Raw genomic sequence first — 22,906 nt, 5'->3', positions numbered from 1 at the left:
GAAAAGAATGGTTACCTTTTTGCTCTTATCCCATTAAGTATATAAACGTATTATTATGAAAGATCAATCACTATTACAATTGCTGACTTCCGAACAAAAGGAAAGAGCCTTTGTAAAGATTTACAGGTACTTTCCAAAGGTATCGCGCTTTATATGCAAGTATGGAGGAACAAAAGAAGAAGCTCAAGATGTGTTTCAAGAAGCTTTGCTAATTTTTTACCGAAAAGCAAAAACTCCTAGTTTTACATTGACATCAAGTATTGAAACGTATGTATTTAGTATTTGTAAATACCTCTGGAAAGATCAATTAAAACAAAAGAATAAACAAACCGATTCATTAGAAGAAACATTCTTAAACGACAACTCCATTCCTGTAGAAATTCATCAGCAAGAAGAAGAAAAGTATCAATTGGCTGAAAAGGCCCTAAAATCTATCGGAGATAAATGCCTAAAACTGCTTTCATTTTTCTATATCAATAAAAAGAAGATGCAGGAGATTGCCAACTTGTTAGGATTTACTTCAGAATCATCTGCCAAAACACAAAAGTATAAGTGTTTGGAACGTGCTAAAAGAGAATTACAAACCTTAAAAGCAAACCGATGAGAACTGAATTAGAAACTATTGCATATATAGAAAAGTACTTATTAAATGTACTTACTAATGCCGAACAACAAGTATTTGAAAAACGTATGGCAACCGATCCCGATTTCAAAACCGAAGTAGAGCTACAAGAACAATTAGTTCATAGTTTGGAACGTATTTCGCTACAACAAACGATTCAGAGTGCAGAACAAACGTATCGTTTCTGGAAATTATGGAAGCTTATTGGAACTATTGCAATTCCAATTTTATTGACATTGACAACTTGGTATATTTTGAATGCTTCTACAGAAACCAGTATGGAATCTGAGACGATTCCAACGAAAGTTGAACAAAAAACACAGGAAAAGAAAACCATTTTAGAAAAAATTACAGCTAATCCCGATACGACTTCTAAAAAGAAAACTTCTATTATAACTAACGCTAAAACAACAGTATACGCAGAGAATATTGTTATAACTCCTTTAGAAAAAATACAATCAGATATTTTTTCTATTGCTACTGAAAAAGATACGATTGTTGAAACTAAAAACGGCATCGTGTTTTTGATTCCTTCAAATACTTTTGTGGATTCAAGTCAAAATATTGTTAGTGGAAACGTACAACTTGAAGTTAAGGAAGCCATCGATTCTCATACAATTATGACTTCTGGATTGTCTACATTTTTTAATGATAAGCCTTTGGAAACTGGTGGTATGTTCTTTATTGAAGCTAAAAAAGATGGAAAGAAATTAGCAATTCATCCTGAAAAAGAAATTACCGTAGATATTCCAACTCAAAACTATAAACAAGGTATGCAATTGTTTGATGGTGAAATTAAAAATGATGGAATTATTAATTGGACAAATCCGAAACCATTAGATAAAGCATTGATTCCTCAAGATATTTTTAGTTTGAATTTTTATCCTCCTAGTTATTTAGAAACACTTACCGAGAAAGGTTATGATAGTAATGATAAGAAATTTACCGATAGTTTGTATTATTCTTTTGAAAATATACAAGAAAAGAAAAAAATTGATAAAATACTTGGATATATTTTCAAAGAAAGAAGGAGAACTCTAGATGTCGCTGTTGACACTGTTATTAGAGATGTCGTTACCCCTAAAAAAGACTCTGTATTATTTACATCAACTAAAGGCTTAGATCCTATAAAAGTAAAAACGATTTGGAATGAAAAGTATGAGAATACATTTATCGCAACCAAAGCCTTTGAAGAACGTTTACGTGTAATTCATCAAAATTGTGAATCAGCTAATAGTATTTTTGATATGTATGTAAAAAATATTGATCGGAATTTACATGAAATTGATGAAATGATTGTTACTAAATTAAGAAACTCTTCATTTCGTACACAGTTTGAATCATTTGCTGCGCAACGATTAACGAATGTTACCAATATCAATTCAGAAGTTTCTAAACTCAACGATTACTATATAAAGCAACAAAAAGTGTATCGTTTGGCTTTAGAAAAAACACAATATAAAATAGATTCCTTAATGGATGTTGATGAGAGATATAAAGCATTTTCAAGACAGCAATTACAAAATTATTATTCAAATGAATTGGCTGTGAACACAAAGAACGTAGCGAAAAATATTGATGTAAAGTTACCACGTGTTTTTAATAGAATACAAAGAACCCGCACACAAAATAATCAAACGTACGCAGAAACCAATTCTCTTTCAAATGAAGTTACTTCTGTAGCAAGTAGTATCAAAAAAGAAAAAAGAAAACGTCGTTATAGAGCTTCTGTACGAACAACAGGTTGGAAAAATATTGATCGTATTATTAATGATCAAATAATCGCTAGTTTAAAAAATAGAACAAACGTAACTATCAAGAATAAAACGAAGCAGACAACAATTACATTTTCAAACTATGAAGTTTCGATTGAAAATACCGAAATATTTGATCATTTATTTGTGTATTTAATTCCAAATGAATTCGATAGTTATATAAAACTTGATGCTAAAAATAATCGTTTTACGTATAAACTAAATGACCTTTTGAGTTATCGCGTGTATTGTATAGCTTATTTGAATGATGTTCCATATTACATTGACAAAACGATAGAAAGTACTTCTGATGAGCTGACACTTAGTAAAACTACAACCGAAGCTTTACGTAAGCAATTATCAACGTTAAATACTGAAAGTAGTTCTTTAGAAACTGAAATTTCATATCAAATATTTAAACGAGAGAACAAAACTAAAGTAAAAAAGTATCGTGAAATTATACAATTAAAAAGAGAACTAACACCATTAGTGTTTCCATGCATTACAACAATAGAATTAGAACCTCCATTAACTCTAATACCAGATTCATCTTTTGATTCCATTAGCTCAGAAAACGCATCTACTTCTTTTAGAATAGTAGAAAATTCAGCGGTATACCCTGGTTGTGAAAATTTCACATTAGAAGCCGATCGAAGAAGATGTACAGAAGAAAAAATTCAATCATTTATCAAAGAGAATTTCAAGATGGAGATCTTTTACAGATTGAATCGTACAAAAGACGAAAAAGCAAATTTCACTTTTACAATTGATACTAATGGAATTGTTACAAATATTAGCACTAGATCTTCTAACAAATATATTAGCATGGAACTAAAACGCATTATTAAATTGCTCCCAAAGTTACAAGCTGGAAAAGCAGGCGGAAAAAAGGTTAAAGCAAAATACACAATGTCGTTACATCTTTCAATAAGGAGATAATTTATAAAAATACTCATAAAAAAAGCCGTTTCAAATTGAAACGGCTTTCTTATATATGATAAAATGTTTGGAATTATTTTCCTTCCATTTTGTCTTTCAACTCTTGTAAAGCATCTAAATCTCCAAGCGTAGTTTTTTCAGAAGCTGCTGATTTCTTAGCTGCTGCCTGAACGTTTCTTTGCTCTTCTTCTCTAAAGATTGCTGTATGAGAAGCTACAACTCTTTTGAATTCTTTGTTGAACTCAATTACTTTGAACTCAGCTGTTTCACCTTTCTTCAATTTCTTTCCGTCTTCTTTTTCTAAGTGACGAGAAGGAATGAAAGCTACTACATCTTCGTTTAAAGCTACTGTTGCACCTTTATCATTTGTATCAGTAATTTCTGCTGTATGTAATGTACCTACACCGAACTCACCTTCATACTTATCCCAAGGATTTGGCGTAGTTTGTTTGTGACCTAAACTTAATTTACGTCCATCTACGTCTAATTCTAATACAAGTACTTCTAATTTGTCACCAACAGTAACAAATTCAGATGGGTGCTTCACTTTCTTAGTCCAAGATAAATCAGAGATATAAATTAATCCATCAATTCCTTCTTCTAATTCTACGAATACACCAAAGTTAGTGAAGTTACGTACAGTTCCTGTGTGTTTAGAACCTACAGGGTATTTAGTAGTAATATCAGTCCATGGATCTGGCGTCATTTGCTTGATACCAAGAGACATTTTACGATCTTCTCTATCTAATGTTAAGATTACTGCTTCTACTTCATCTCCAACTTTTACGAAGTCTTGCGCCGAACGTAAGTGTGTAGACCAAGACATTTCAGATACGTGAATTAATCCTTCAACACCTTCAGCTACTTCAATAAATGCACCGTAATCAGCAATAACAACAACTTTTCCTTTTACTTTATCTCCGATTTTTAATTCAGAATCTAAAGCTTCCCATGGATGAGCGCTTAATTGCTTTAATCCTAATTGGATTCTTGACTTGTTATCATCAAAGTCAAGGATTACAACATTTAATTTTTGATCTAATTCAACAACCTCATTTGGATGGTTGATACGAGACCATGATAAATCAGTAATGTGGATTAATCCATCAACTCCTCCAAGATCAATAAATACACCGTAAGAAGTAATGTTTTTAACAACTCCTTCTAGTACTTGACCTTTTTCTAATTGACCAATGATTTCTTTCTTCTGCTCTTCGATATCTGCTTCGATAAGCGCTTTATGAGAAACAACCACGTTTTTGAATTCATGGTTAATTTTAACCACTTTGAATTCCATAGTTTTGTTAACATATTGATCGTAATCTCTAATTGGCTTCACATCAATTTGAGATCCTGGTAAGAACGCTTCAATACCGAATACGTCTACGATCATACCACCTTTAGTTCTACATTTTACAAAACCGTTAACGATTTCACCATTGTCATGAGCAGCATTTACTCTATCCCATGCTTTGATTGTTCTCGCTTTTCTGTGAGATAATACTAATTGTCCTGTTCTGTCTTCACGAACGTCAATTAATACTTCTACTTTGTCTCCTACTTTTAAGTCTGGATTGTAACGAAATTCGTTTAAAGAAATTACACCTTCAGATTTTGCATTGATATCAATGATCGCTTCTCTGTCAGTCATTCTTACTACAGTTCCATCTACTACAGCATCATCATCTGTATCAACGAAATTGTCCGCTACTAATTTTTCAAATTCTTCTAGCTTTTCGTCCTCAACTTGGTCAATTCCTTCTTCGTAATTGTGCCAGTTAAAGTTTGCTAAAAATTCTTCAGGGTTTTTAACGTCCTGAACGTCTGTGTTTGTGTTTTCTTCAGCCATTGCTGATGTAAAATTTGTATACTGCTCTCTTAGAGATTCTTCGCATGTAAAAACAGTAGAATGTTATATTTATATAAAATTGTCTTTCCCTTTTTGATTCTCCAACATGCTAAAAAGGAGTGCGAAATTACCATTATTATTTTGATTTACAAACTAATACTATATAAATAGGCATGCATTTATTCAATTTAGCTATAAAACATGATTTTCATCGAAAAAGTAGATTATAACACACTCGTAACTTAAATTCTATTTTTTTAATTTATCTTTATAATATTAATAATTAAATACAAAGAATAATGAGTGTAAAATTAAAATATCAAGGAGTTCTTGACCTTGGTGAGGCTTTAGCGATTCAGAATGGAAATGTAGAAGAGGCAAATGGAGTTTTAAAAATTTCAGGTGTTGCAGGAACACCGCATGAAAAGAATTTAATTTGGGATAAGATTAAAGAAACTGGCGGAGAGTTCCCAACTGATATTGAAGCAGATATTAAAGTTGCTGATGATTCAGTTTTTCACCGTCATACAGTTGCTAGTGGAGATACGTTAGGAAAAATTGCTAAGCAATATTATGGAAAAGCAGGAAAATATACTGCTATTTTTGAAGCCAATACAGATATTTTAAAGAATCCTGATGTAATTCATCCAGGGCAAGAGTTGGTAATTCCAAACTTATAATAGATCGTATAGATACTAAAAAAGCTTCCAAGTTTGGAAGCTTTTTTTATGCGTTTATTGTTCGTTGTGCTAAGTTATAGATGCGATCAAACTGCTCTTTGAGTCCCATATCACTATTATCAAAAGCTACAGCATCTTCTGCTTGTCGCAAAGGTGAATCTTCTCGGTGCGAATCTATATAATCCCTGTTTTGCACATTCCGTAATACTTCTTCATACTTAACATCGTCTCCTTTTTCAATGAGTTCTTTATAACGACGCATTGCTCGTTTTTCTGGAGAAGCTGACATGAATAGTTTTAGTTCAGCATCTGGAAAAACAACCGTTCCAATGTCTCTTCCGTCCATTACGATTCCTTTTGCTTCGCCCATTTTCTGTTGTTGTTTCACTAATTGATAGCGAACTTCAGGAACTGCAGCAACTTTACTCACATAGTTAGAAACCTTCATCGTTCGGATTTCTTTTTCAACATTTTCACCGTTTAAGTACATTTCGGCAAAACCGACAGCTTCGTTGTATTCAAATTGTAATTCAATCTTATCAAGATTCACTACTAAATCATTGATTGAAAAACTATCTTCATTGATAAACCCTTTACGTAGTGCAAATAATGTTACAGCTCTATACATAGCACCCGTGTCTACATAAATATATTCTAATGCATTAGCGAGTTGTTTGGCAATTGTACTTTTTCCTGTAGATGAAAAGCCATCAATGGCTATGGTAATTTTTTTCATAACGTAGTACTTTGTATACGCTTGGAAGCGCAATTGATTATTGCAGATTTACGGTAACACCAAACATACTTGTATTGGCTGCTACTGAATATCTGGCATAGGTATAATCAAATTTTAGTTTGTTGATGCGAAGTCCAAATCCTGCTGTAATTCCAGAAAAATTACGCTGATCTACTATTTTAAGTTCTTCTCCTCTTCTGAAGTTATATCCTAATCGAATGTTGAATCCTTTGTCTGGGAATACTTCCATTCCTACAATTGTATGACGAATTAGGTTTTTAAGAAAGGTTACTTTTTCTTCTGTTACACCACCTTCAATTGATTGTTCTGCTCTATTTGGGTTAGCAAACGCAATTTCCCATTGTTGTAAGTTTTCAAATGTTAGATGCCAACGAATTGGAACGTGTTCAAGTTTTTGAGAAATTCCTAATATTAATTCAAAAGGCAATTGTTCTTGTACACCTGCATATGTTGTAAATTGAAAACCTAAGTTTCTTGCTGCTAAGGCAACATTTAACTCTAATTCTTCATTTATATACATGATTCCAAGATCTACAGCACCTCCAAATGAGTTGTATTGTTCTAGTTTTGAATTGATAAACTTTGCATTTCCACCGATATGAATGTCAGTCCAAGGAATATTATACGCGTATCCCATTGACAAAGCAACTTCATTACCTGTAAATGATCCTGTTTCATTTCCTTGCTGATCATATCCATCAAATTGTCCATAACTTACATAGGTTACTCCTGCATGAAATGTTTGTACTCTTCTATCCCAAGTATATGCATATGAAGCTGATCCGTAATTTACATCTCCTAAATAGTTTACATAATTTAATGATAGATGATTATCCATTTTGTAGTTAATACTTGCTGGATTGAATAGTGCTTGCGTTACATCTTGGTCGTAATTGGTTATTACCTTTCCTCCAAGTGCTGCTTGCCTAGGCGATGAAATTAAGTTTAAAAACTGATACGTATACCTTCCACCTATTTGAGCGGAAGCTATCGTTGTTATAAACAAAAAAAAGTATAAAAGGTTCTTTTTGTGCATGGGTGCAAAGTAACTAAAATCTTTATTCAAAACGTTTAGATATTGTAAATATTTTATGCTTTTTAATAAAATTAATAGATATTTCTTTTTCTAATTTTTTTTGAGTCTCAAAATACATTTTTCTTCAACAATCCCATATAAATATAGACTCTTCATGTAATAATACTTGATGATATTTTATAAAACCGCACCTAGTTTCTTTGTTTTTACGGACAAGTTGGACTTACATTAGACATGAGTTAACTCTATAATGGAGGATCCAAAAAAGCCATTTAAAACATTAGAGTATGGATTAATCACAATTAAACTATTATGAAAAAAAAGTTTTTTTTACACAAAACAGTTAGTGCTTTAACAGATAAGCAAGTTCAAGATTTAGATCAAATATTTGGAGGATTAAGAGATGTACCTGTAGAAATTTATTACCCAACAATTGCAGCTCCAATGTGTCCAGACGGATTTTATTGGCATAGTGGAGTTAACCAATGTCTTAAAAATGGTACATACCCAGAATTACCAGCTGATAAGCAACCTGCAAGATTAGGATAATATATAGTTAATAATGATTGCAGTTGTTCAACAACATCAACAATTTTTTTTAAAATATTGTTTAGTTTAACACGTTGGGCAACTGCTTTTAAAACAGTAGTCTTATGAATTTCAATCAATTAGTTTTAAAAGTTGCCAGTAGATGTAATTTAAATTGTTCGTATTGTTTTATGTATAATTTGGGAGATTCTTCTTATCGAAACCAACCAAAGTTTATGAAAGAATCAATGATTCCTACTATTATAGATAAAGTAAGCGTATATCTAAAAAAACACCCACAAGAGTTTTTTACCATTGTATTTCATGGAGGTGAACCTTTGCTAATTGATCAAAGTTTTTATAGAACTTTTGCTACAGAAGCTACAAAGCTTTATAAAGAATTTCCAAATACTGTATTTGAATATAGTGTTCAAACCAACGGAGTTCTCTTAACAAAAGAATGGACAGATCTTTTTAAAGAAATTAGGATTTTCCCAGGTATTAGTTTGGATGGAACAAAAAAAGCACACGATATGTATCGAGTAGATCATAAAGGCAATGGAAGTTATGATGATGTTATTAAAGGTGTTAATTTATTAAAGGAAGAACTTGGTTTTGTCTCTGTAATTAGTGTAATGAATATTGAAGAAACTCCAGAAGTAACATATAATCATCTTAAAAAAATATCTTCTGATTATATCAATTTTTTGTTACCCGATTTTACACATGATAGCTTTTCCTATGCGCCAAAAGCAATGGGGAATTGGTTGATAGGCTTGTATGATTTATGGATTAACGACACAAAGAAACCTGTAATTCCTTTTTTTCATGGATTAACAAATACGATTTTAGGTTCTAAGAAAAGAGCTAGAAATGAAGCACATGCGCTTGTTATTGAAACTAATGGCGATATTGAAGCTATTGATTCCTTAAAGGGTTGTGGTGAAAGTTTCACCAAAACCAATATGAATATCAATACACACAACTTTGAAGATCTTGTAGCACTTCCTTTGGGAAAACTTTATTTTCAAGATAGTAATACAAAACTTGCTACAAAATGTATAGAATGCCCGATTGTATCTATTTGTAAAGGAGGACGATTGGTACATCGCTATAAAAAAGAAAACGGATTTAATAATCCGTCAGTATACTGTGAAGATATTATTATGTTAGTGTCTCACATACAAAATACAATGATGGAAATGATTCCGAGTATGTATGATGAAACTATTTCTAAAATGGACGCTAACGAAATCATTGATTATTTAAACACGCTCGATATGTCTATTATTGAAGAAACATATAAAAAGGACCTAGAGTTTTTCAGTGTACAACCTGTATAAAACAAGAAACATCAAAAAATCCTAAATCCTTTTAATTTATCAGTTTATTAATTGTTAGAGTGCCTTGTGGTTTTTCACGCTTTCGTTTGTGATTGCGTGTTTAATCACATCACTCATTTCAGTAACATAGTGAAATGTAAGTCCTTTTAAATATGACTGTTTTATTTCTAAAATATCACGTTCGTTTTGCTTACACATAATTATTTCTTTAATTCCTGCACGCTTAGCAGCAAGAATTTTTTCTTTAATTCCACCAACTGGTAATACTTTTCCACGCAATGTAATTTCACCTGTCATAGCTACATCTTTCTTTACTTTTTTCTGTGTAAACAAAGAAACCAACGAAGTTAACATTGTAATTCCTGCGCTCGGTCCATCTTTTGGTGTTGCACCTTCTGGCACGTGAATATGTACATTATATTTTGGAAATACTTCTGGATCAATTCCTAATGCATCAGCATTCGATTTTATGTATTCCATTGCAATCGTTGCCGATTCTTTCATCACTTTTCCTAAATTCCCCGTAATAGAGAGGTTTCCTTTTCCTTTAGAAAGAATTGATTCTATAAATAAAATATCACCACCAACACTTGTCCAAGCTAATCCTGTGACAACTCCTGCAACATCATTATTTTCATACTTACTACGTTCCATTCGAGCTGGACCTAATACATCAACAATGATATCATTTGTGATTTTCTTCTCATATTTTTCTTCCATCGCAATAGATTTAGCTGCGTAACGAACCATTTTGGCTATTTGCTTTTCTAAACCACGCACACCACTTTCACGTGTGTATCCTTCTACAATTTTTTCAAGTTGCTTCTTCCCTATTTTTAAATCCTTATCGGAAAGCCCATGCTCTTCCAATTGCTTCCCTAAGAGATGTTTTCCTCCAATTTCAACTTTTTCTTCTGTCGTATATCCTGTTACATTGATAATTTCCATACGATCGCGCAATGCAGGTTGAATGGTGCTTAAGCTGTTTGCTGTAGCGATAAACATCACTTTAGACAAATCGTAGCCCATTTCTAAGAAATTATCATAGAATTCTGTGTTCTGTTCAGGATCTAATACTTCTAACATTGCCGAAGATGGATCTCCATTATGACTGCTTGAAAGTTTATCAATTTCATCCAATACAAATACCGGATTTGAAGTTCCTGCCTTTTTCAAGCTTTGAATAATTCGCCCTGGCATAGCTCCAATATAAGTTTTACGATGTCCACGAATTTCTGCTTCATCACGTAATCCACCTAATGAAATACGCACATATTCTCTTCCTAAAGCTTCAGCAATTGATTTTCCTAAGGATGTTTTTCCAACTCCTGGAGGTCCGTATAAACACAATATTGGAGATTTCATATCATTACGAAGCTTTAACACTGCTAAGTATTCTATGATACGTTTTTTTACATCTTCCAATCCTGAATGATCACGATCTAATATAACTTGCGCTTTTTTCAGGTTGAATTTATCCTTACTAAATTCATTCCAAGGCAAATCTAAAAACAACTCCAAATAATTACGCTGAATTGAATATTCCGCTACTTGCGGATTCATACGCTTCATTTTTGCAAGTTCTTTTTCAAAATGCTTCTTTACCTTATCATCCCAGTTTTTCTTTTTTCCTCGGGCGCGCATTTCTTCTACTTCTTGCTCATATGAAACGCCACCACCAAGCTCTTCCTGAATAGTTTTCATTTGTTGTTGCAAGAAATATTCACGCTGTTGCTGATCTAAATCATGACGAACTTTTGACTGAATATCATTTTTAAGTTCTAGTTGTTGCATTTCCAGATTCATAAACTTCAACGTCGCTAATGCACGTTGTTTCAAATCTGTGATGGCTAACAATTCTTGTTTATCTTTCACTGTCAAGTTCATATTAGAGGATATGAAATTGATTAAGAACGAAGAACTTTCTATGTTTTTGATTGCAAATGATGCTTCAGAAGGAATGTTTGGACTTTCCTTAATAATTTGCAATGCTAAGTCTTTGATTGACTCTAAAATTGCTTGAAATTCCTCATCGGTAACTTCTGGTCGTGTTTCAGGAACTTCTTTCACAGTTGCTTCCATATATGGCTCTTCTTGCAACATTGCATCAATAGCAAAACGTTTTTTACCTTGAATGATGATGGTTGTATTTCCATCAGGCATTTGCAATACACGTAAAATTCGGGCAACCGTACCCAATGTATTAATATCTTCTAACGTAGGATTTTCAACAGCTTCGTCTTTTTGAGAAACTACTCCAATTACTTTTCCTCCATTATTGGCATCTTTTATCAACTGAATCGATTTATCTCTTCCAGCTGTGATAGGAATAACAACTCCTGGAAACAATACTGTATTTCGTAACGGAAGTATTGGCAAGGTAGCTGGTAATACTTCTCTATTTATTTCCTCTTCATCTTCTGGCGTCATTAATGGAATTAACTCCGCATCTTCATCAATGGATTGAAATGACAAACTGTCCATATTTAAAAACTTTGTTTTGCTCATATTATATTTCTAGGTCATTCTGTCATAATAACTAGAATGAAAATCTATATTTCTTTTTCTTTAAGTCGTTTAAAATACTAGAAATCAACAGCAACTCACTATTCATCTAGCATTCTATACTGTTTTAAGTCAATTGTTGTGCCAAGCTTTTACTTTGAAAACAATAAAATTTAAGAAATATTAAATATTTTTAGAGAAAAGTGTAACAAATGGATTTTTATGTAATCCTTACAATAAACTAAAACTTTTTGAGCCACCAAAAGTTACATACTGAACAACTCATTACGTTGTGCAAAGAAGGAAATCAATCTGCGCAAATGGAGATTTACAATCGCTATTACAAAGCGATGTACAATACTGCATTTCGAATTTTGAAAGATAGCGCAGAAGCGGAAGATGCCATGCAAGAATCATTTTTAAATGCATTTTTGAAATTGGACTCTTTTAGTGAAGAAGTTTCATTCGGAGCATGGTTAAAGAAAATTGTAGTGAACAAAAGTATTTACTTGTATAAAAAACAACAACGAAAAGAAGAAATTCCTTTTGACAATGTATTACATAAGGTCGAAGATAATGATGGAATTGCTTCGGATGAAGAGTTTACAAGCTTACAGGCTCAAAAAGTATTGCAGACTTTGAAAACACTGAAGGAAAATTACAGAGTTTCTTTGACCTTACATTTGATTGAAGGGTTTGATTATGATGAAATTTGCAGCATTTTAGATATTAGTTATGCTAATTGTAGAACTATGATTTCTAGAGCAAAGGAAAGTTTGCGAAAAAAATTAGAATTATGCGTATGAAAGAGGAAGATAACATTTCAAAACTGTTTGAACGATTAGAAGGAACGTTTGATGTAGAAACTCCTGATGCAAATCATGAGAATCGCTTTCTAAACAAGTTAAAACAGCAACAAGAAAAACAGGGAAACACGCCTAAATTAGCAGAATCAACTGTTGAAGATTCTAAAACTGTGAGTCTGTTTAAATGGTGGAAACCAATGGCAGCAGCTTGTGTTATTTTATTAGGCTTAGGAATTTTCATCGGTTCTAATTTTCAATTTGGAGAAGGAACTCAGGAAGTTACTTTTTCGCCAGAAGTTGAAAATTCACAATTGTACTTTGCTTCTTTAATTGAAGAAGAATTAGCTAAAGTAAAAGCTGCTGAAAATGAAGACACAAAAGAAATTATTCAAGATGCATTGTTACAATTGGAACGCTTAGAAAACGATTATACTAATTTAAAGAATCAATTAATTGAACACGGAGACGATAAGCGTATTTTATATGCAATGGTTGCTAATTTTCAACTCCGAATTGATTTATTACAAAATGTATTAGCCCAAATTGAAGAAATTAAATTATTTAAAAATGAAGACACAATTATATAAATTTTTACTACTTACTTTTTTAATTCCGGTTGTCTCTTTTGCCAATAATGGAAAGAAATTTAAAGGAAAGTATACAAAAGAAAAAACCATTACGAAAGAGTTTTCAGTGGCGCCTGATGCACTTTTAAAAGTTTCTAATAGTTATGGTACGGTTCACATGACCGCTTGGGACAAAAATACCATTGCAATTGAAGTTGTGATTAAAACCAACGGAAATTCAGAAGATAAAGTGACAGAGCGCCTGAATCAAATTGATGTCGATTTTAATAATACAACTTCCATGGTAAATGCTAGTACAAACTTTAGCACGAACAAAACAAAATCATGGTGGAAATGGAACAAACGTAATAAAGTAAGTGTAACGGTGAATTACACGATTAAATTCCCGAAAGGAAACGAATTAAAAATTTCCAATGATTATGGTTCTATTTTCTTAAATCGTGCCGAAAACACCGTAGATATCAATTGTGATTACGGACGTATGGAAATTGGAGAACTTCTTGGGAACGATAATAATCTGAATTTTGATTATACAAATAATGTAACTATTGCTTACATGAAAAATGGTCGAATCAATGCTGACTATTCTTCGTTTACAGTAAATAAAGCAGAAGATATCCGCTTAAATACCGAACATACAAAATCGCGTTTCGGAACTATTAGTACTATTGAATACAATTGTGATTATAATTTATTACAAATAGACCAAGCTAACAATGTAAAAGGAAACGGTGAGTATTTGTCTTTACGTTTAGGTATCATTACTGGAGATTTAGATTTACAGGCAGATTATGGTTCTATCAAAGTTACTGAAATGACAGATGATGCAGGAAGTATAAAAATTAATTCAGAATTAGCAGGAATTAAAATAGGATACCAGCCACAATATCATTTCAATTTTGAAATAAATCTAGAATATACAAGCCTAAAAGGTGACGAAGACTTTACCATGAACAAAAAACGTATTGAATCACAAGAACGTTATTACCAAGGATATCATGGTGATTCTTCTACTGGAAATAGTATAAAAATTGACTCTGAATACGGAAGTATTCGATTCATGAAACTATAATAAAATCAATTAATCAACGAACAAAAACAACAATTATGAAAAAAGTAACAGTATTTATTATCGCATTATTCTTAGCAACAACAGTTTCGCATGCAGATGGTTGGGGAAAAAAGAAAATTAAAGGAAATGGAAACATGACTACAATTACTAGAACAACGTCTGACTATGATGTTGTAGCTGTAGCAGGTTCTTTTGATGTAGAATTAGTATCTGGAAGAGAAGGTAAAATTACATTAGAAGGAGAATCTAATTTACTTGAATATGTAATGACTGAAGTAGATAATGGAAAGCTAAAAATTAAAACTAAAAAAGGATACAATTTACGTGTAAGTAATGGGAAGAAGTTAGTGATCACAGTTCCTTTTGAAGACCTTGACAAAGTAGCATTAGCAGGTTCTGGAGATGTATATACTAAGAATGCAACTATTAAAGGTGATGATTTCGATATGGCATTAGCAGGTTCTGGAGATGTTATTTTAGATGTAGATGTAGATGATTTAAACATGAGAGTTTCTGGATCTGGAGATATGACTGCAAGAGGAAACGCTAATAATACAGAAATTAAATTAGCTGGTTCTGGTGATATTCACGCATACAAGTTGAAAGCTAAAAATGCAGTTGTAACCTTAGCTGGGTCAGGTGATATTAGATTATATGCAGCGGAGAGCTTGAAAGCTCGTGTTGCAGGTTCAGGAGATATTACATACAAAGGAAGACCTTCAAAAGAAGATACGAAAGTATCAGGTTCAGGAAGTATTTCAATGAACTAAGCTTTTAAGATTTATTTGACTTATATAAAAAAGCCTGTTAGTTTTACACTAACAGGCTTTTTTTTGTGCTTCATTTTTTTTATTAATATGATACTCCAAAGGTACCTTCTGTGATATCGTAAGTTGGATTAGGATCTCCTAAAAACGGTCTTGCAGTAAAAGAAAATGTTCCTTCTATCCTGTTACTTTCAGTATTGTGAACAGTTATTATTAATGTTCCTTCAGCTATAAAAGTTTCTGTCTGACTCACATTATATTGCCCTACTGGAGTGCCATCTCCAGGATCGCCAAATGTATATTCTCCTGGTGTAATATCATTAGGAACTGTAAGTCCAATCGTTTCAAAACTATTTTTAATAGCAGTAATCCCTATAGTATTAAAAGCACCAAGAACTTCAACTCCATTAACGGCATCTTCTACAAACTCTACTCCATCTACTTTTGCAAAAAATGAATTACTAGGATTATCAATATCTCCAAAATCTCCTGAATATGTAATATTTGCAAAATTTCCATTAGTGAATTCTAATACTTCTACATTCCCGGCTGTTTCTTCACGATACGCTGTAAAAGAAAACGTCCCAGAAAGTGTTTGATTAACTTCATCAATTTCTAACAAATTTATTTCTCCTTGCGGAATCATATTTCCTTCTAATGCAGATACAAATCCATTGGCACCAGCTTCAGGTACATATCCTGCTCCATTTACAAAAAATTCTCCTGGATTTGCTACACCTAATTCATAAATCCCAGTTTGATTCGCCTTAAAAGTAATGGTTATAGTTTCTTCATTATTATTTCTAAAAGCAGTAATATTAACAACATCATTTATATAGGCTGCTCCAGCCATATCTGCTACATATGTTTCTCCATTTATATCTACTTGAAATGTTCCAGTTGTTGGATTATTTGGGTTATTCGGATCTCCTGGATTATTAGGATCTACAGGGTTTGTAGTTTGTATTTCTATATCTGGATCTAAACCTTCATTCTCACAAGTAAATGCGGTTAATGAAATAAATATTAGTAGTAATAGAGATGCTTTTTTCATGTGGTTTTGGTTTTAATTCTTACAAATGTAATAAAAATACTGACTTTGTATATATTAGAAATTATATACGCATAAATATTCGTTATTGTACATATTTTGTTTTCTTAATGAAACTCAACACTATAAATGATAGTAAAAAGAAAATAGCCAAGCATAATACAGACCATTGCATGGATCCTGTAATTGCATTTAACGCTCCAAAAACAATCATTCCTAATACAATTGCTATTTTTTCAGTAACATCATAAAAGCTAAAATAGGTTGCTGTATCTTCGGTTTCTGGTAATAATTTAGAATAGGTTGAACGTGATAAGGATTGAATTGCGCCAAGCACTAAACCTATTAATCCGCCTAAAGCGTAAAAGTACATTTCAATGTTTTCCTGTGTTTTGTCTAATGAAAATGCAACAAAACAAACAATTCCCCAAATGACAATAGTAATTTTTAAAGCCGTTAAGTTTCCATACTTTTTTGACACATTAGAGAAAATATATGCCCCAAAAATAGCTACAAACTGTACTAATAAAATTGCTCCTATAAGATTTGTATCTGGTAAACCTAACTCTGTGCTTCCAAAAATTCCAGCCATATATATAATGGTTTGTACGCCCACACTAAAAAAGAAGAATGATATTAAAAAAGTACGTAATTGCGCATAGTTTTTAAGTTCTGTCCATACTTTCCCTAATTCTTTAAAACCACTCGTTAAATATCCTTTTTGCACTTCTCTTATTTGATCATTTTTAGGCAATCTACGATAGGTTACTTGAGCAAAACCTAACCACCAAATACCTACAATAATAAATGTAATTCGTGTTGCTTCACCTGCTGTATCAAATCCAAAAGTATCGTGTTTCATTATCATTGCTAAACAAATAATCAATAACAATATAGAACCTATATATCCCATAATAAATCCTTTAGCACTTACTGCATCTTGTTGTTCAGGATGTGCTACTTCAGGTAAATATGCATTATAAAAAACAATACTTCCCCAAAAACCGATTCCTGAAGTGATGGTCAGTAAAATTCCAACCCATAATGTTGATTCTCCTTGAAAGAAATACAATCCTATAATTGATAATGAACCTAAAAGACAAAAGAATTTTAAGAATTTTAGTTTATTTCCTGTATAATCAGCTATTCCGGATAAAACAGGTGATATAATTGCAACTATCAACATAAAGAATGCGATAGTATAGCTCAATAGTGTTCCTGGATTCCAATCAGTTCCTAAAAACACAACTGTTTTATCTAACTCATAACTTTCAAAGTTTTGGGTTACACCTGCATAGTATATTGGAAAAACTGCCGTACTTATCACTAGTGAGTATACAGAATTTGCCCAATCGTAAAATGCCCATGCATTGATTAACTTTTTATCTCCTTTTTGCAATCCAGTCGTTTTTCCCATAGTATTCTAAATAAAAAAAGCTGCTCTAAATTGAGCAGCTCCTAAAATACAGATTTATTTTTGAATGTATGTTAATTTAAAAATTTCCTAATGGGCGATATGAATTCACGCCAAATTTTTGAGCTTCTGTTTTTGCACGTGCTGCTTCAGCTTGAAGGTTTTTAACACGTGTTTCACTAGATGGATGTGTGCTTAAAAATTCTGGCGGTGCTTTTCCACTACTTTTTGCGCCCATACGTTTCCATAGTTCGGCAGCTTCATCAGGGTTGTATCCTGCAATTGCCATTAAATAGATTCCAATTTTATCAGATTCATTTTCATGCGCTCTACTAAATGGTAACATTCCTAATACGTTTGATCCAACTCCATAATATTGGTTAAACTGCTGACGCGATTTATCATCTTTTATTGCAATATTTCCAGCTACAGCTAATCCTTGTTGAATATATCCTGCGCTCATACGTTGCTGTCCATGGTTTGCCAATGCGTGTGCAACTTCATGTCCCATAATGGCAGCAATTGCCGTTTCGTTTTGAGCTACATCTAATATTCCTGTGTAGAAAACAATTTTTCCTCCTGGCATACACCATGCATTTATTGCCGGATCATCTACCAAATTATATTCCCACTTGTAATCTTTTAAATATCCTTGTTTTCCATTAGCATCTAACCAACGTTCTGCAGCAACAGCAATTCGCTCTCCTACTCTTTTTATCATGTCTGCTTTTGAAGTTCCTGTAACAACCTTATTTTCTGTCAAAAACTGATCATATTGTGCAAAAGCTGTTGGAAATAATTGATCATTTGATACAAATGCCAATGTTTTTTTTCCTGTAAAAGGATTTGTTGCACATGACAACAAAAACAAGAAAACCGAAAGGAATGCTAATTTTTTCATGTATTTATATTTTTTAGGTGTCTTAAATTAAATTATCCTCTAGTTAATAGGATAAGTAATACAAAATTAATAATTATTCAATAAGTTCGATAAAACTACGTAATGTATTTCCGAAGCTCGAAAATTTATCTCAATTTTGAATCATCTTAGACATGCTACCAAAAAATGAGTCAAACTGCACAAAATATCAAATCCGAACCTGTTATTAAAGTTCCAAAAGCAATTTTACACACAGGGCGTTTTTTACAATTTATATCTACTTCGCTTGCCGCAAAATATGCACAACGTTTGTTTATTACGCCTTTGAAACATAAAATGCCAAAGCGTGAGTTTCATATGGATAAAGAAACTGAACAAACACAACTTGAAGTAACCGAAATTTTAAAAACAGTTGTTGTATATAGATATGGTAAAAGTGATAAGCGAATTTTATTAGCACATGGTTGGAGCGGACGTGGAACTCAATTGGTAAAAATTGCAGATCATTTTCTAAATCTTGGATATGAAATCATAAGTTTTGATGCGCCAGCACACGGTAAAGCACCAGGAAGAACAACTTCAATGCCTGAGTTTATTGAATCTATTCATGAAATTGAAAAAAATTATGGTGCTTTTGAATTTGCTATAGGACATAGTCTGGGCGGAATGGCATTACTCAATGCGGTTCGTGAAGGTTTTAAAGTAAAACGACTCGTTACTATTGGTGCTGCAGATGTGATTACTGATATTATCCAACACTTTACACATACGTTAACTTTAAAAGGTAAAGTTGGAAAAAAAATGAAAGCCAATCTAGATAAACTATTTGGCCGTGATATTGATTATGCTTCTGCCCACAATGCCGCTAAAAGCGTACACATTCCAACATTTATTATTCATGATGAAAATGATGTCGATGTTTCTGTAAATTGTGCATATGCAATTTACAATGAACTTACTGACGGAAGTATTTATATTACGAAAAACTTAGGACACCGTAGAATTTTAGGCAATAAAGAAGTAATTCAGAAAATTGAGCAGTTTTTATTGAAGTAATTCAATAAATAAAAAGATTAAAAGACTTTTATTCTACTTTTTCATTTACATAAAATTCACATCGTATAGCTGTACCAAAACTTACCTTTATTCAAAACAAATTAAGAAGCTTTAAAAAAGATAAAATCGGTAGAAAATGAAGTAAAATAATATGAAGAGGAGGAGGAAGAATAAATAACAACACATTATGAAACTATCAAAGGATAAATATTTAAAAGCCAGAGATTTTATCATAACCAATGCCAGAATGATAGAACGCCGTTTGTTTGATTTTCATTTTAATAATGGAACTATGGTAGGTGTTTTTCACGCGGTATACGCGTATCGAAATACTGATGGAGGTTTTGGACACGGCATGGAACCTGATACTGCTTCTCCTGAAAGTCAACCACTATTTAGCATCATGGCGCTTGAAACACTAGATGAAGTTGGCTATCTGACTAAGGAATTAATTTTATCCGACTTTATGCCTTACTTTGAAAGCATTACTACTGAAAAAGGTGGTATTCCCTGGATGTTTCGCCCTAAAAATAATTATCCGTGTGAAGAACATTTTAAAACCGTGAAAGAATGGGCTGCCGTAAGTACAACAGCTCCTTTACTGGGTATACTAGAAAAGTATCATATTGATATTCCTTGGATGGAAAAAGCAGAACAATTTGTTTGGGATGAAATTCAACGCATACAAGAAAAACATGTTTTTTGTCATTTATGTACTCCAAGAAGATTACAATTTTTACAATACACTAAAAATACTGCAAAAGCGGAAAAAGCAATCAATGACTTAAAGAATTGGATATTGGCAATTGGCGTACTTTGCAAAGATACGCAAGATGAAGGTTGGGGATTGTATGGAAAACCACATAGTTTAAACTATGCGACTACTCCTGAACATATCTTTACATCTTTATTTTCTAAAGAAACCATTGAAGCAGACATAACAACGCTCATTTCCAAACAAAAAGAAGATGGCAGATGGGACACTTGGTACGGATTAAGTGAAGGCATGAAACTAGAATGGGCAGGCATTCAAACTTTATGGACCTTAAAAGTCTTGAAAAACTATGATTGTATAGAATTGTAAAGTCTATTAAAATAAATGCATGCCACTTCTAGCATGTTACGTACTTTCATTATTAATTTTTACTCAACTGGAGCTTGACATCTTATATGTCTATAACTTTTAGGATACTGACATGGTGTTGGGTTTCCTTGATACCCTGGGCAAGTAAAACGATCTGCAGCAAAAGTTGGACACACATATTGTGTTCCTCCTGTAATTTGTTCTTTTGCTAAGTTTGAAATAACTTTTCTTTTTAATTTTAGGCTTTTAAGTTGCTTTTTTTTCATGGTTATATGGTTTTGCTCACTATTAAAATACACTAAAAATCAATCACATAGAAATAAATGTGATGGATATATCAGTTTTGTGATGGAAAATAATCTTCATTAACTGTAACAGTCATTTTTCAGTTGTGTCTAAGTCGTAAAGTAGGAACTACTAACAAAAATTAAACTTTATGATGTACAAAGCACAATCCAAATTAGTAACCGTCGTACTATTTTGTATGACCTCAATTATTATGAACGCTCAAATAAAAAAGAAGATGACAACAGCACAACAAAACGTATTAGAAGCTATTGAAAAAATGACAAAAGCTTTTGAAAACAAAGACATTGATACAGTAATGGCTTGCTATGAACCCAACGCCGTAATTGTATTTGAACCTGAGTCTCCAATCTCTGATGCAAATGTTTTACGAGAAATGTTTACAAAAATGGCAATGATTAATCCTAAATTTACATATAGTGGGCACGAAGTATTTATTACAGGAAATATTGCAACTCATATTGCTCCTTGGGAAATGACTGCGAAGGCTCCAGATGGAACTGAAATAAAACAAAGTGGATTATCCATAGCCGTTTTAAGAAAACAAGAAAACGGAGAATGGCTCATGATTTTAGACAATCCGCATGGACAATTTTTAATGACTAAATAACTCAATAATTAGCTGTCTTAACTATTTTAAGACAGCTAGTTTATTTTAATACACATGAAATGGATAAAAAATCGTTTGATCTTAAAACTTCTGATACAATTTTAATTGAACAATCTCTTGCTGGAAATAAAAAAGCATTAGAAACACTAATTAAAAAGTACCAAGATTGGATCTATAATATCGCTTTAACTTTTGTTGGAGATAAAGATGAAGCTGCTGATTTAACGCAAGAAGTATTAATAAAAATAGTGACAAAGTTAGATTCATTTAAACAAAAGAGTGCTTTTAAAACTTGGGTATATCGTATTGTAAAAAACCATTTTTTAAATATGAAAAGAGGAAAATACGAAGCCAATGCAACAACATTTGAAGAGTTTGGGCACGGACTTGACCAATTACCAAATGAATCTCTTTCTGACTACTCTTATGAGGTTGAAGATAAACTTTTAGTAAAGGAAGCCAAAATTAGCTGTATGAAAGGAATGTTGCTTTGTCTTGATAGAGATCAACGAATGATTTATATAATTGGCGAACTATTTGAATTTACAGATGCTATTGGTAGTGAAATTATGGAAATTTCAAAAGAAAATTTTAGAGTCAAATTGCATAGAGCAAAAAAGCAACTCTATAACTTTATGAACAATAAATGCGGGCTCATTAATAAAAATAATCCTTGTCGCTGTTCAAGAAAAACTGCTGGATTTATAAAGATGGGATTTGTAGACCCAATAAACCTTCATTTTCAAAAAAAGACAATTACTACTATTAATAAAATGATTGATAAAAAAATAGCTGCGTACAGTAAAGACGTAATTTCTGAATATCAAAAAATATTTCAAGAACATCCGTTTGTGCAAAGTCCTGAAAAATTAGCTTCTATTAAAAATTTGCTCTCATCTAAAACAATAAAAGAAACATTCAATTTTGATTGAATAAAACTCGAAGATTTCTATTTCTTTTCACTTCATTTATAATAAAAAAGGCCTAAAGCTGCTCCTAAACTTCTTCCTGCAGTGTTTCGAAATGCTTCCGAAGTACTACGAAACCTTCCTGCAGTGCTGCGAGATGCTTCCGAAGTTCCACGAAACCTTCCTGCACGGCTGCGAGACGCTTCCGAAGTTCTACAAAACCTTCCTGCACGGCTGCGAGATGCTTCCGAAGTTCCACGAAACCTTCCTGCATTGCTGCGAGACGCTTCCGAAGTTCTACAAAACCTTCCTGCACGGCTGCGAGATGCTTCCGAAGTTCCACGAAACCTTC

22 protein-coding genes are annotated in these 22,906 nt (G+C 32.5%); 13 read left to right on the top strand and 9 right to left on the bottom strand.

Annotated features, from left to right (window positions below; all coding sequences use genetic code 11):
- Positions 1 to 55: 55 nt before the first annotated feature.
- Entirely contained in the window at positions 56 to 604 is a 549-nt protein-coding gene (locus Q0828_RS08490; RefSeq protein WP_298419584.1) for a sigma-70 family RNA polymerase sigma factor, read from the top strand.
- A complete protein-coding gene (locus tag Q0828_RS08485) occupies positions 601 to 3,315 on the top strand; it encodes a hypothetical protein (RefSeq protein ID WP_298419582.1) in 2,715 nt (904 codons plus the stop codon). The genes Q0828_RS08490 and Q0828_RS08485 overlap by 4 nt, the downstream gene beginning before the upstream one ends.
- A gap of 73 nt (positions 3,316 to 3,388) precedes the next feature.
- Here the strand turns inward: Q0828_RS08485 and rpsA are convergent, their stop codons facing one another.
- Positions 3,389 to 5,164 (bottom strand): 30S ribosomal protein S1, encoded by a 1,776-nt coding sequence (rpsA, locus tag Q0828_RS08480; protein WP_298419580.1) that lies wholly within the window; start codon positions 5,162 to 5,164, stop codon positions 3,389 to 3,391.
- A gap of 299 nt (positions 5,165 to 5,463) precedes the next feature.
- Here rpsA and Q0828_RS08475 point away from each other — a divergent pair, with 299 nt between their 5' ends.
- Positions 5,464 to 5,844, top strand: a complete 381-nt coding sequence (locus Q0828_RS08475) for a LysM peptidoglycan-binding domain-containing protein (protein WP_298419578.1) — start codon at positions 5,464 to 5,466, stop codon at positions 5,842 to 5,844.
- Positions 5,845 to 5,890: 46 nt separating this feature from the next.
- Here Q0828_RS08475 and cmk read toward each other — a convergent pair whose 3' ends face one another.
- Together cmk and porQ are read right to left on the bottom strand one after the other, a co-directional pair.
- Complete coding sequence (gene cmk, locus Q0828_RS08470; RefSeq protein WP_298419576.1) at positions 5,891 to 6,580, bottom strand: (d)CMP kinase; 690 nt, start codon at positions 6,578 to 6,580, stop codon at positions 5,891 to 5,893.
- 37 nt (positions 6,581 to 6,617) lie between these two features.
- The gene (gene porQ / locus Q0828_RS08465; RefSeq protein WP_298419574.1) at positions 6,618 to 7,637 is read right to left on the bottom strand and encodes a type IX secretion system protein PorQ; all 1,020 of its coding nucleotides are present in this window, start codon (positions 7,635 to 7,637) and stop codon (positions 6,618 to 6,620) included.
- Positions 7,638 to 7,949: 312 nt separating this feature from the next.
- Here porQ and Q0828_RS08460 point away from each other — a divergent pair, with 312 nt between their 5' ends.
- Together Q0828_RS08460 and Q0828_RS08455 are read left to right on the top strand one after the other, a co-directional pair.
- The gene (locus Q0828_RS08460; protein WP_298419573.1) at positions 7,950 to 8,186 is read left to right on the top strand and encodes a hypothetical protein; all 237 of its coding nucleotides are present in this window, start codon (positions 7,950 to 7,952) and stop codon (positions 8,184 to 8,186) included.
- 104 nt (positions 8,187 to 8,290) lie between these two features.
- A complete protein-coding gene (locus Q0828_RS08455; RefSeq protein ID WP_298419571.1) occupies positions 8,291 to 9,508 on the top strand; it encodes a radical SAM protein in 1,218 nt (405 codons plus the stop codon).
- Between the two features lie 54 nt (positions 9,509 to 9,562).
- On the opposite strand, the gene lon is transcribed toward Q0828_RS08455, so the two are convergent.
- A complete protein-coding gene (gene lon, locus Q0828_RS08450; RefSeq protein ID WP_298419569.1) occupies positions 9,563 to 12,016 on the bottom strand; it encodes an endopeptidase La in 2,454 nt (817 codons plus the stop codon).
- A 248-nt stretch (positions 12,017 to 12,264) separates the two neighbouring features.
- Between lon and Q0828_RS08445 the strand changes: the two genes are divergently transcribed.
- The 4 genes from Q0828_RS08445 to Q0828_RS08430 are packed head-to-tail and all read left to right on the top strand — an operon-like array spanning position 12,265 to position 15,248.
- Positions 12,265 to 12,819 (top strand): RNA polymerase sigma factor, encoded by a 555-nt coding sequence (locus tag Q0828_RS08445; protein ID WP_298419567.1) that lies wholly within the window; start codon positions 12,265 to 12,267, stop codon positions 12,817 to 12,819.
- Positions 12,816 to 13,406 carry a hypothetical protein gene (locus Q0828_RS08440; protein ID WP_298419565.1) on the top strand — a complete coding sequence of 197 codons (591 nt, stop codon included), beginning with the start codon at positions 12,816 to 12,818 and terminating at the stop codon, positions 13,404 to 13,406. The genes Q0828_RS08445 and Q0828_RS08440 overlap by 4 nt, the downstream gene beginning before the upstream one ends.
- Complete coding sequence (locus Q0828_RS08435; protein WP_298419563.1) at positions 13,387 to 14,478, top strand: hypothetical protein; 1,092 nt, start codon at positions 13,387 to 13,389, stop codon at positions 14,476 to 14,478. Before Q0828_RS08440 ends, Q0828_RS08435 begins: the two co-directional genes overlap by 20 nt.
- Positions 14,479 to 14,513: 35 nt before the next feature.
- A complete protein-coding gene (locus Q0828_RS08430; protein ID WP_298419561.1) occupies positions 14,514 to 15,248 on the top strand; it encodes a head GIN domain-containing protein in 735 nt (244 codons plus the stop codon).
- A gap of 82 nt (positions 15,249 to 15,330) precedes the next feature.
- On the opposite strand, the gene Q0828_RS08425 is transcribed toward Q0828_RS08430, so the two are convergent.
- The 3 genes from Q0828_RS08425 to Q0828_RS08415 all read right to left on the bottom strand — a co-directional run bounded on the left by Q0828_RS08425 (position 15,331) and on the right by Q0828_RS08415 (position 18,611).
- Positions 15,331 to 16,299, bottom strand: coding sequence for a DUF6252 family protein (locus Q0828_RS08425; protein ID WP_298419559.1), 969 nt, complete (start codon positions 16,297 to 16,299; stop codon positions 15,331 to 15,333).
- Positions 16,300 to 16,381: 82 nt separating this feature from the next.
- The gene (locus Q0828_RS08420; RefSeq protein ID WP_298419557.1) at positions 16,382 to 17,713 is read right to left on the bottom strand and encodes an MFS transporter; all 1,332 of its coding nucleotides are present in this window, start codon (positions 17,711 to 17,713) and stop codon (positions 16,382 to 16,384) included.
- A 76-nt stretch (positions 17,714 to 17,789) separates the two neighbouring features.
- Positions 17,790 to 18,611 carry a M48 family metallopeptidase gene (locus Q0828_RS08415; RefSeq protein ID WP_298419555.1) on the bottom strand — a complete coding sequence of 274 codons (822 nt, stop codon included), beginning with the start codon at positions 18,609 to 18,611 and terminating at the stop codon, positions 17,790 to 17,792.
- A gap of 165 nt (positions 18,612 to 18,776) precedes the next feature.
- On the opposite strand from Q0828_RS08415, the gene Q0828_RS08410 reads away from it, so the two are divergent.
- Together Q0828_RS08410 and Q0828_RS08405 are read left to right on the top strand one after the other, a co-directional pair.
- Entirely contained in the window at positions 18,777 to 19,646 is an 870-nt protein-coding gene (locus Q0828_RS08410) for an alpha/beta hydrolase (protein ID WP_298419553.1), read from the top strand.
- Positions 19,647 to 19,833: 187 nt separating this feature from the next.
- Entirely contained in the window at positions 19,834 to 20,730 is an 897-nt protein-coding gene (locus tag Q0828_RS08405; RefSeq protein WP_298419551.1) for a hypothetical protein, read from the top strand.
- Between the two features lie 59 nt (positions 20,731 to 20,789).
- On the opposite strand, the gene Q0828_RS08400 is transcribed toward Q0828_RS08405, so the two are convergent.
- Complete coding sequence (locus Q0828_RS08400; protein ID WP_298419549.1) at positions 20,790 to 20,996, bottom strand: hypothetical protein; 207 nt, start codon at positions 20,994 to 20,996, stop codon at positions 20,790 to 20,792.
- Positions 20,997 to 21,166: 170 nt separating this feature from the next.
- On the opposite strand from Q0828_RS08400, the gene Q0828_RS08395 reads away from it, so the two are divergent.
- Both Q0828_RS08395 and Q0828_RS08390 read left to right on the top strand, forming a co-directional pair.
- Positions 21,167 to 21,646 (top strand): DUF4440 domain-containing protein, encoded by a 480-nt coding sequence (locus Q0828_RS08395; RefSeq protein ID WP_298419546.1) that lies wholly within the window; start codon positions 21,167 to 21,169, stop codon positions 21,644 to 21,646.
- A gap of 59 nt (positions 21,647 to 21,705) precedes the next feature.
- Entirely contained in the window at positions 21,706 to 22,578 is an 873-nt protein-coding gene (locus Q0828_RS08390) for an RNA polymerase sigma factor (protein WP_298419544.1), read from the top strand.
- A 32-nt stretch (positions 22,579 to 22,610) separates the two neighbouring features.
- Here Q0828_RS08390 and Q0828_RS08385 read toward each other — a convergent pair.
- Positions 22,611 to 22,906: hypothetical protein (locus Q0828_RS08385; RefSeq protein WP_298419542.1), on the bottom strand; the 296-nt coding region annotated here is incomplete at its 5' end.

It is taken from the genome of uncultured Kordia sp. (assembly GCF_947496985.1).
GTDB lineage: Bacteria > Bacteroidota > Bacteroidia > Flavobacteriales > Flavobacteriaceae > Kordia.
The sequence above is the reverse complement of the archived record's forward strand: the minus strand, read 5'-3'. Positions and strand labels throughout refer to the sequence as shown.

Excerpts from the sequence above, each read along its gene's own strand:
- Q0828_RS08490 (WP_298419584.1), top strand. The coding sequence starts at position 56 with ATGAAAGATCAATCACTATTACAATTGCTGACTTCCGAACAAAAGGAA.
- Q0828_RS08485 (WP_298419582.1), top strand. The coding sequence starts at position 601 with ATGAGAACTGAATTAGAAACTATTGCATATATAGAAAAGTACTTATTA.
- rpsA (WP_298419580.1), bottom strand. The coding sequence starts at position 5,164 with ATGGCTGAAGAAAACACAAACACAGACGTTCAGGACGTTAAAAACCCT.
- Q0828_RS08475 (WP_298419578.1), top strand. The coding sequence starts at position 5,464 with ATGAGTGTAAAATTAAAATATCAAGGAGTTCTTGACCTTGGTGAGGCT.
- cmk (WP_298419576.1), bottom strand. The coding sequence starts at position 6,580 with ATGAAAAAAATTACCATAGCCATTGATGGCTTTTCATCTACAGGAAAA.
- porQ (WP_298419574.1), bottom strand. The coding sequence starts at position 7,637 with ATGCACAAAAAGAACCTTTTATACTTTTTTTTGTTTATAACAACGATA.
- Q0828_RS08460 (WP_298419573.1), top strand. The coding sequence starts at position 7,950 with ATGAAAAAAAAGTTTTTTTTACACAAAACAGTTAGTGCTTTAACAGAT.
- Q0828_RS08455 (WP_298419571.1), top strand. The coding sequence starts at position 8,291 with ATGAATTTCAATCAATTAGTTTTAAAAGTTGCCAGTAGATGTAATTTA.
- lon (WP_298419569.1), bottom strand. The coding sequence starts at position 12,016 with ATGAGCAAAACAAAGTTTTTAAATATGGACAGTTTGTCATTTCAATCC.
- Q0828_RS08440 (WP_298419565.1), top strand. The coding sequence starts at position 12,816 with ATGAAAGAGGAAGATAACATTTCAAAACTGTTTGAACGATTAGAAGGA.
- Q0828_RS08435 (WP_298419563.1), top strand. The coding sequence starts at position 13,387 with ATGAAGACACAATTATATAAATTTTTACTACTTACTTTTTTAATTCCG.
- Q0828_RS08430 (WP_298419561.1), top strand. The coding sequence starts at position 14,514 with ATGAAAAAAGTAACAGTATTTATTATCGCATTATTCTTAGCAACAACA.
- Q0828_RS08425 (WP_298419559.1), bottom strand. The coding sequence starts at position 16,299 with ATGAAAAAAGCATCTCTATTACTACTAATATTTATTTCATTAACCGCA.
- Q0828_RS08420 (WP_298419557.1), bottom strand. The coding sequence starts at position 17,713 with ATGGGAAAAACGACTGGATTGCAAAAAGGAGATAAAAAGTTAATCAAT.
- Q0828_RS08415 (WP_298419555.1), bottom strand. The coding sequence starts at position 18,611 with ATGAAAAAATTAGCATTCCTTTCGGTTTTCTTGTTTTTGTTGTCATGT.
- Q0828_RS08410 (WP_298419553.1), top strand. The coding sequence starts at position 18,777 with ATGAGTCAAACTGCACAAAATATCAAATCCGAACCTGTTATTAAAGTT.
- Q0828_RS08405 (WP_298419551.1), top strand. The coding sequence starts at position 19,834 with ATGAAACTATCAAAGGATAAATATTTAAAAGCCAGAGATTTTATCATA.
- Q0828_RS08400 (WP_298419549.1), bottom strand. The coding sequence starts at position 20,996 with ATGAAAAAAAAGCAACTTAAAAGCCTAAAATTAAAAAGAAAAGTTATT.
- Q0828_RS08395 (WP_298419546.1), top strand. The coding sequence starts at position 21,167 with ATGATGTACAAAGCACAATCCAAATTAGTAACCGTCGTACTATTTTGT.
- Q0828_RS08390 (WP_298419544.1), top strand. The coding sequence starts at position 21,706 with ATGGATAAAAAATCGTTTGATCTTAAAACTTCTGATACAATTTTAATT.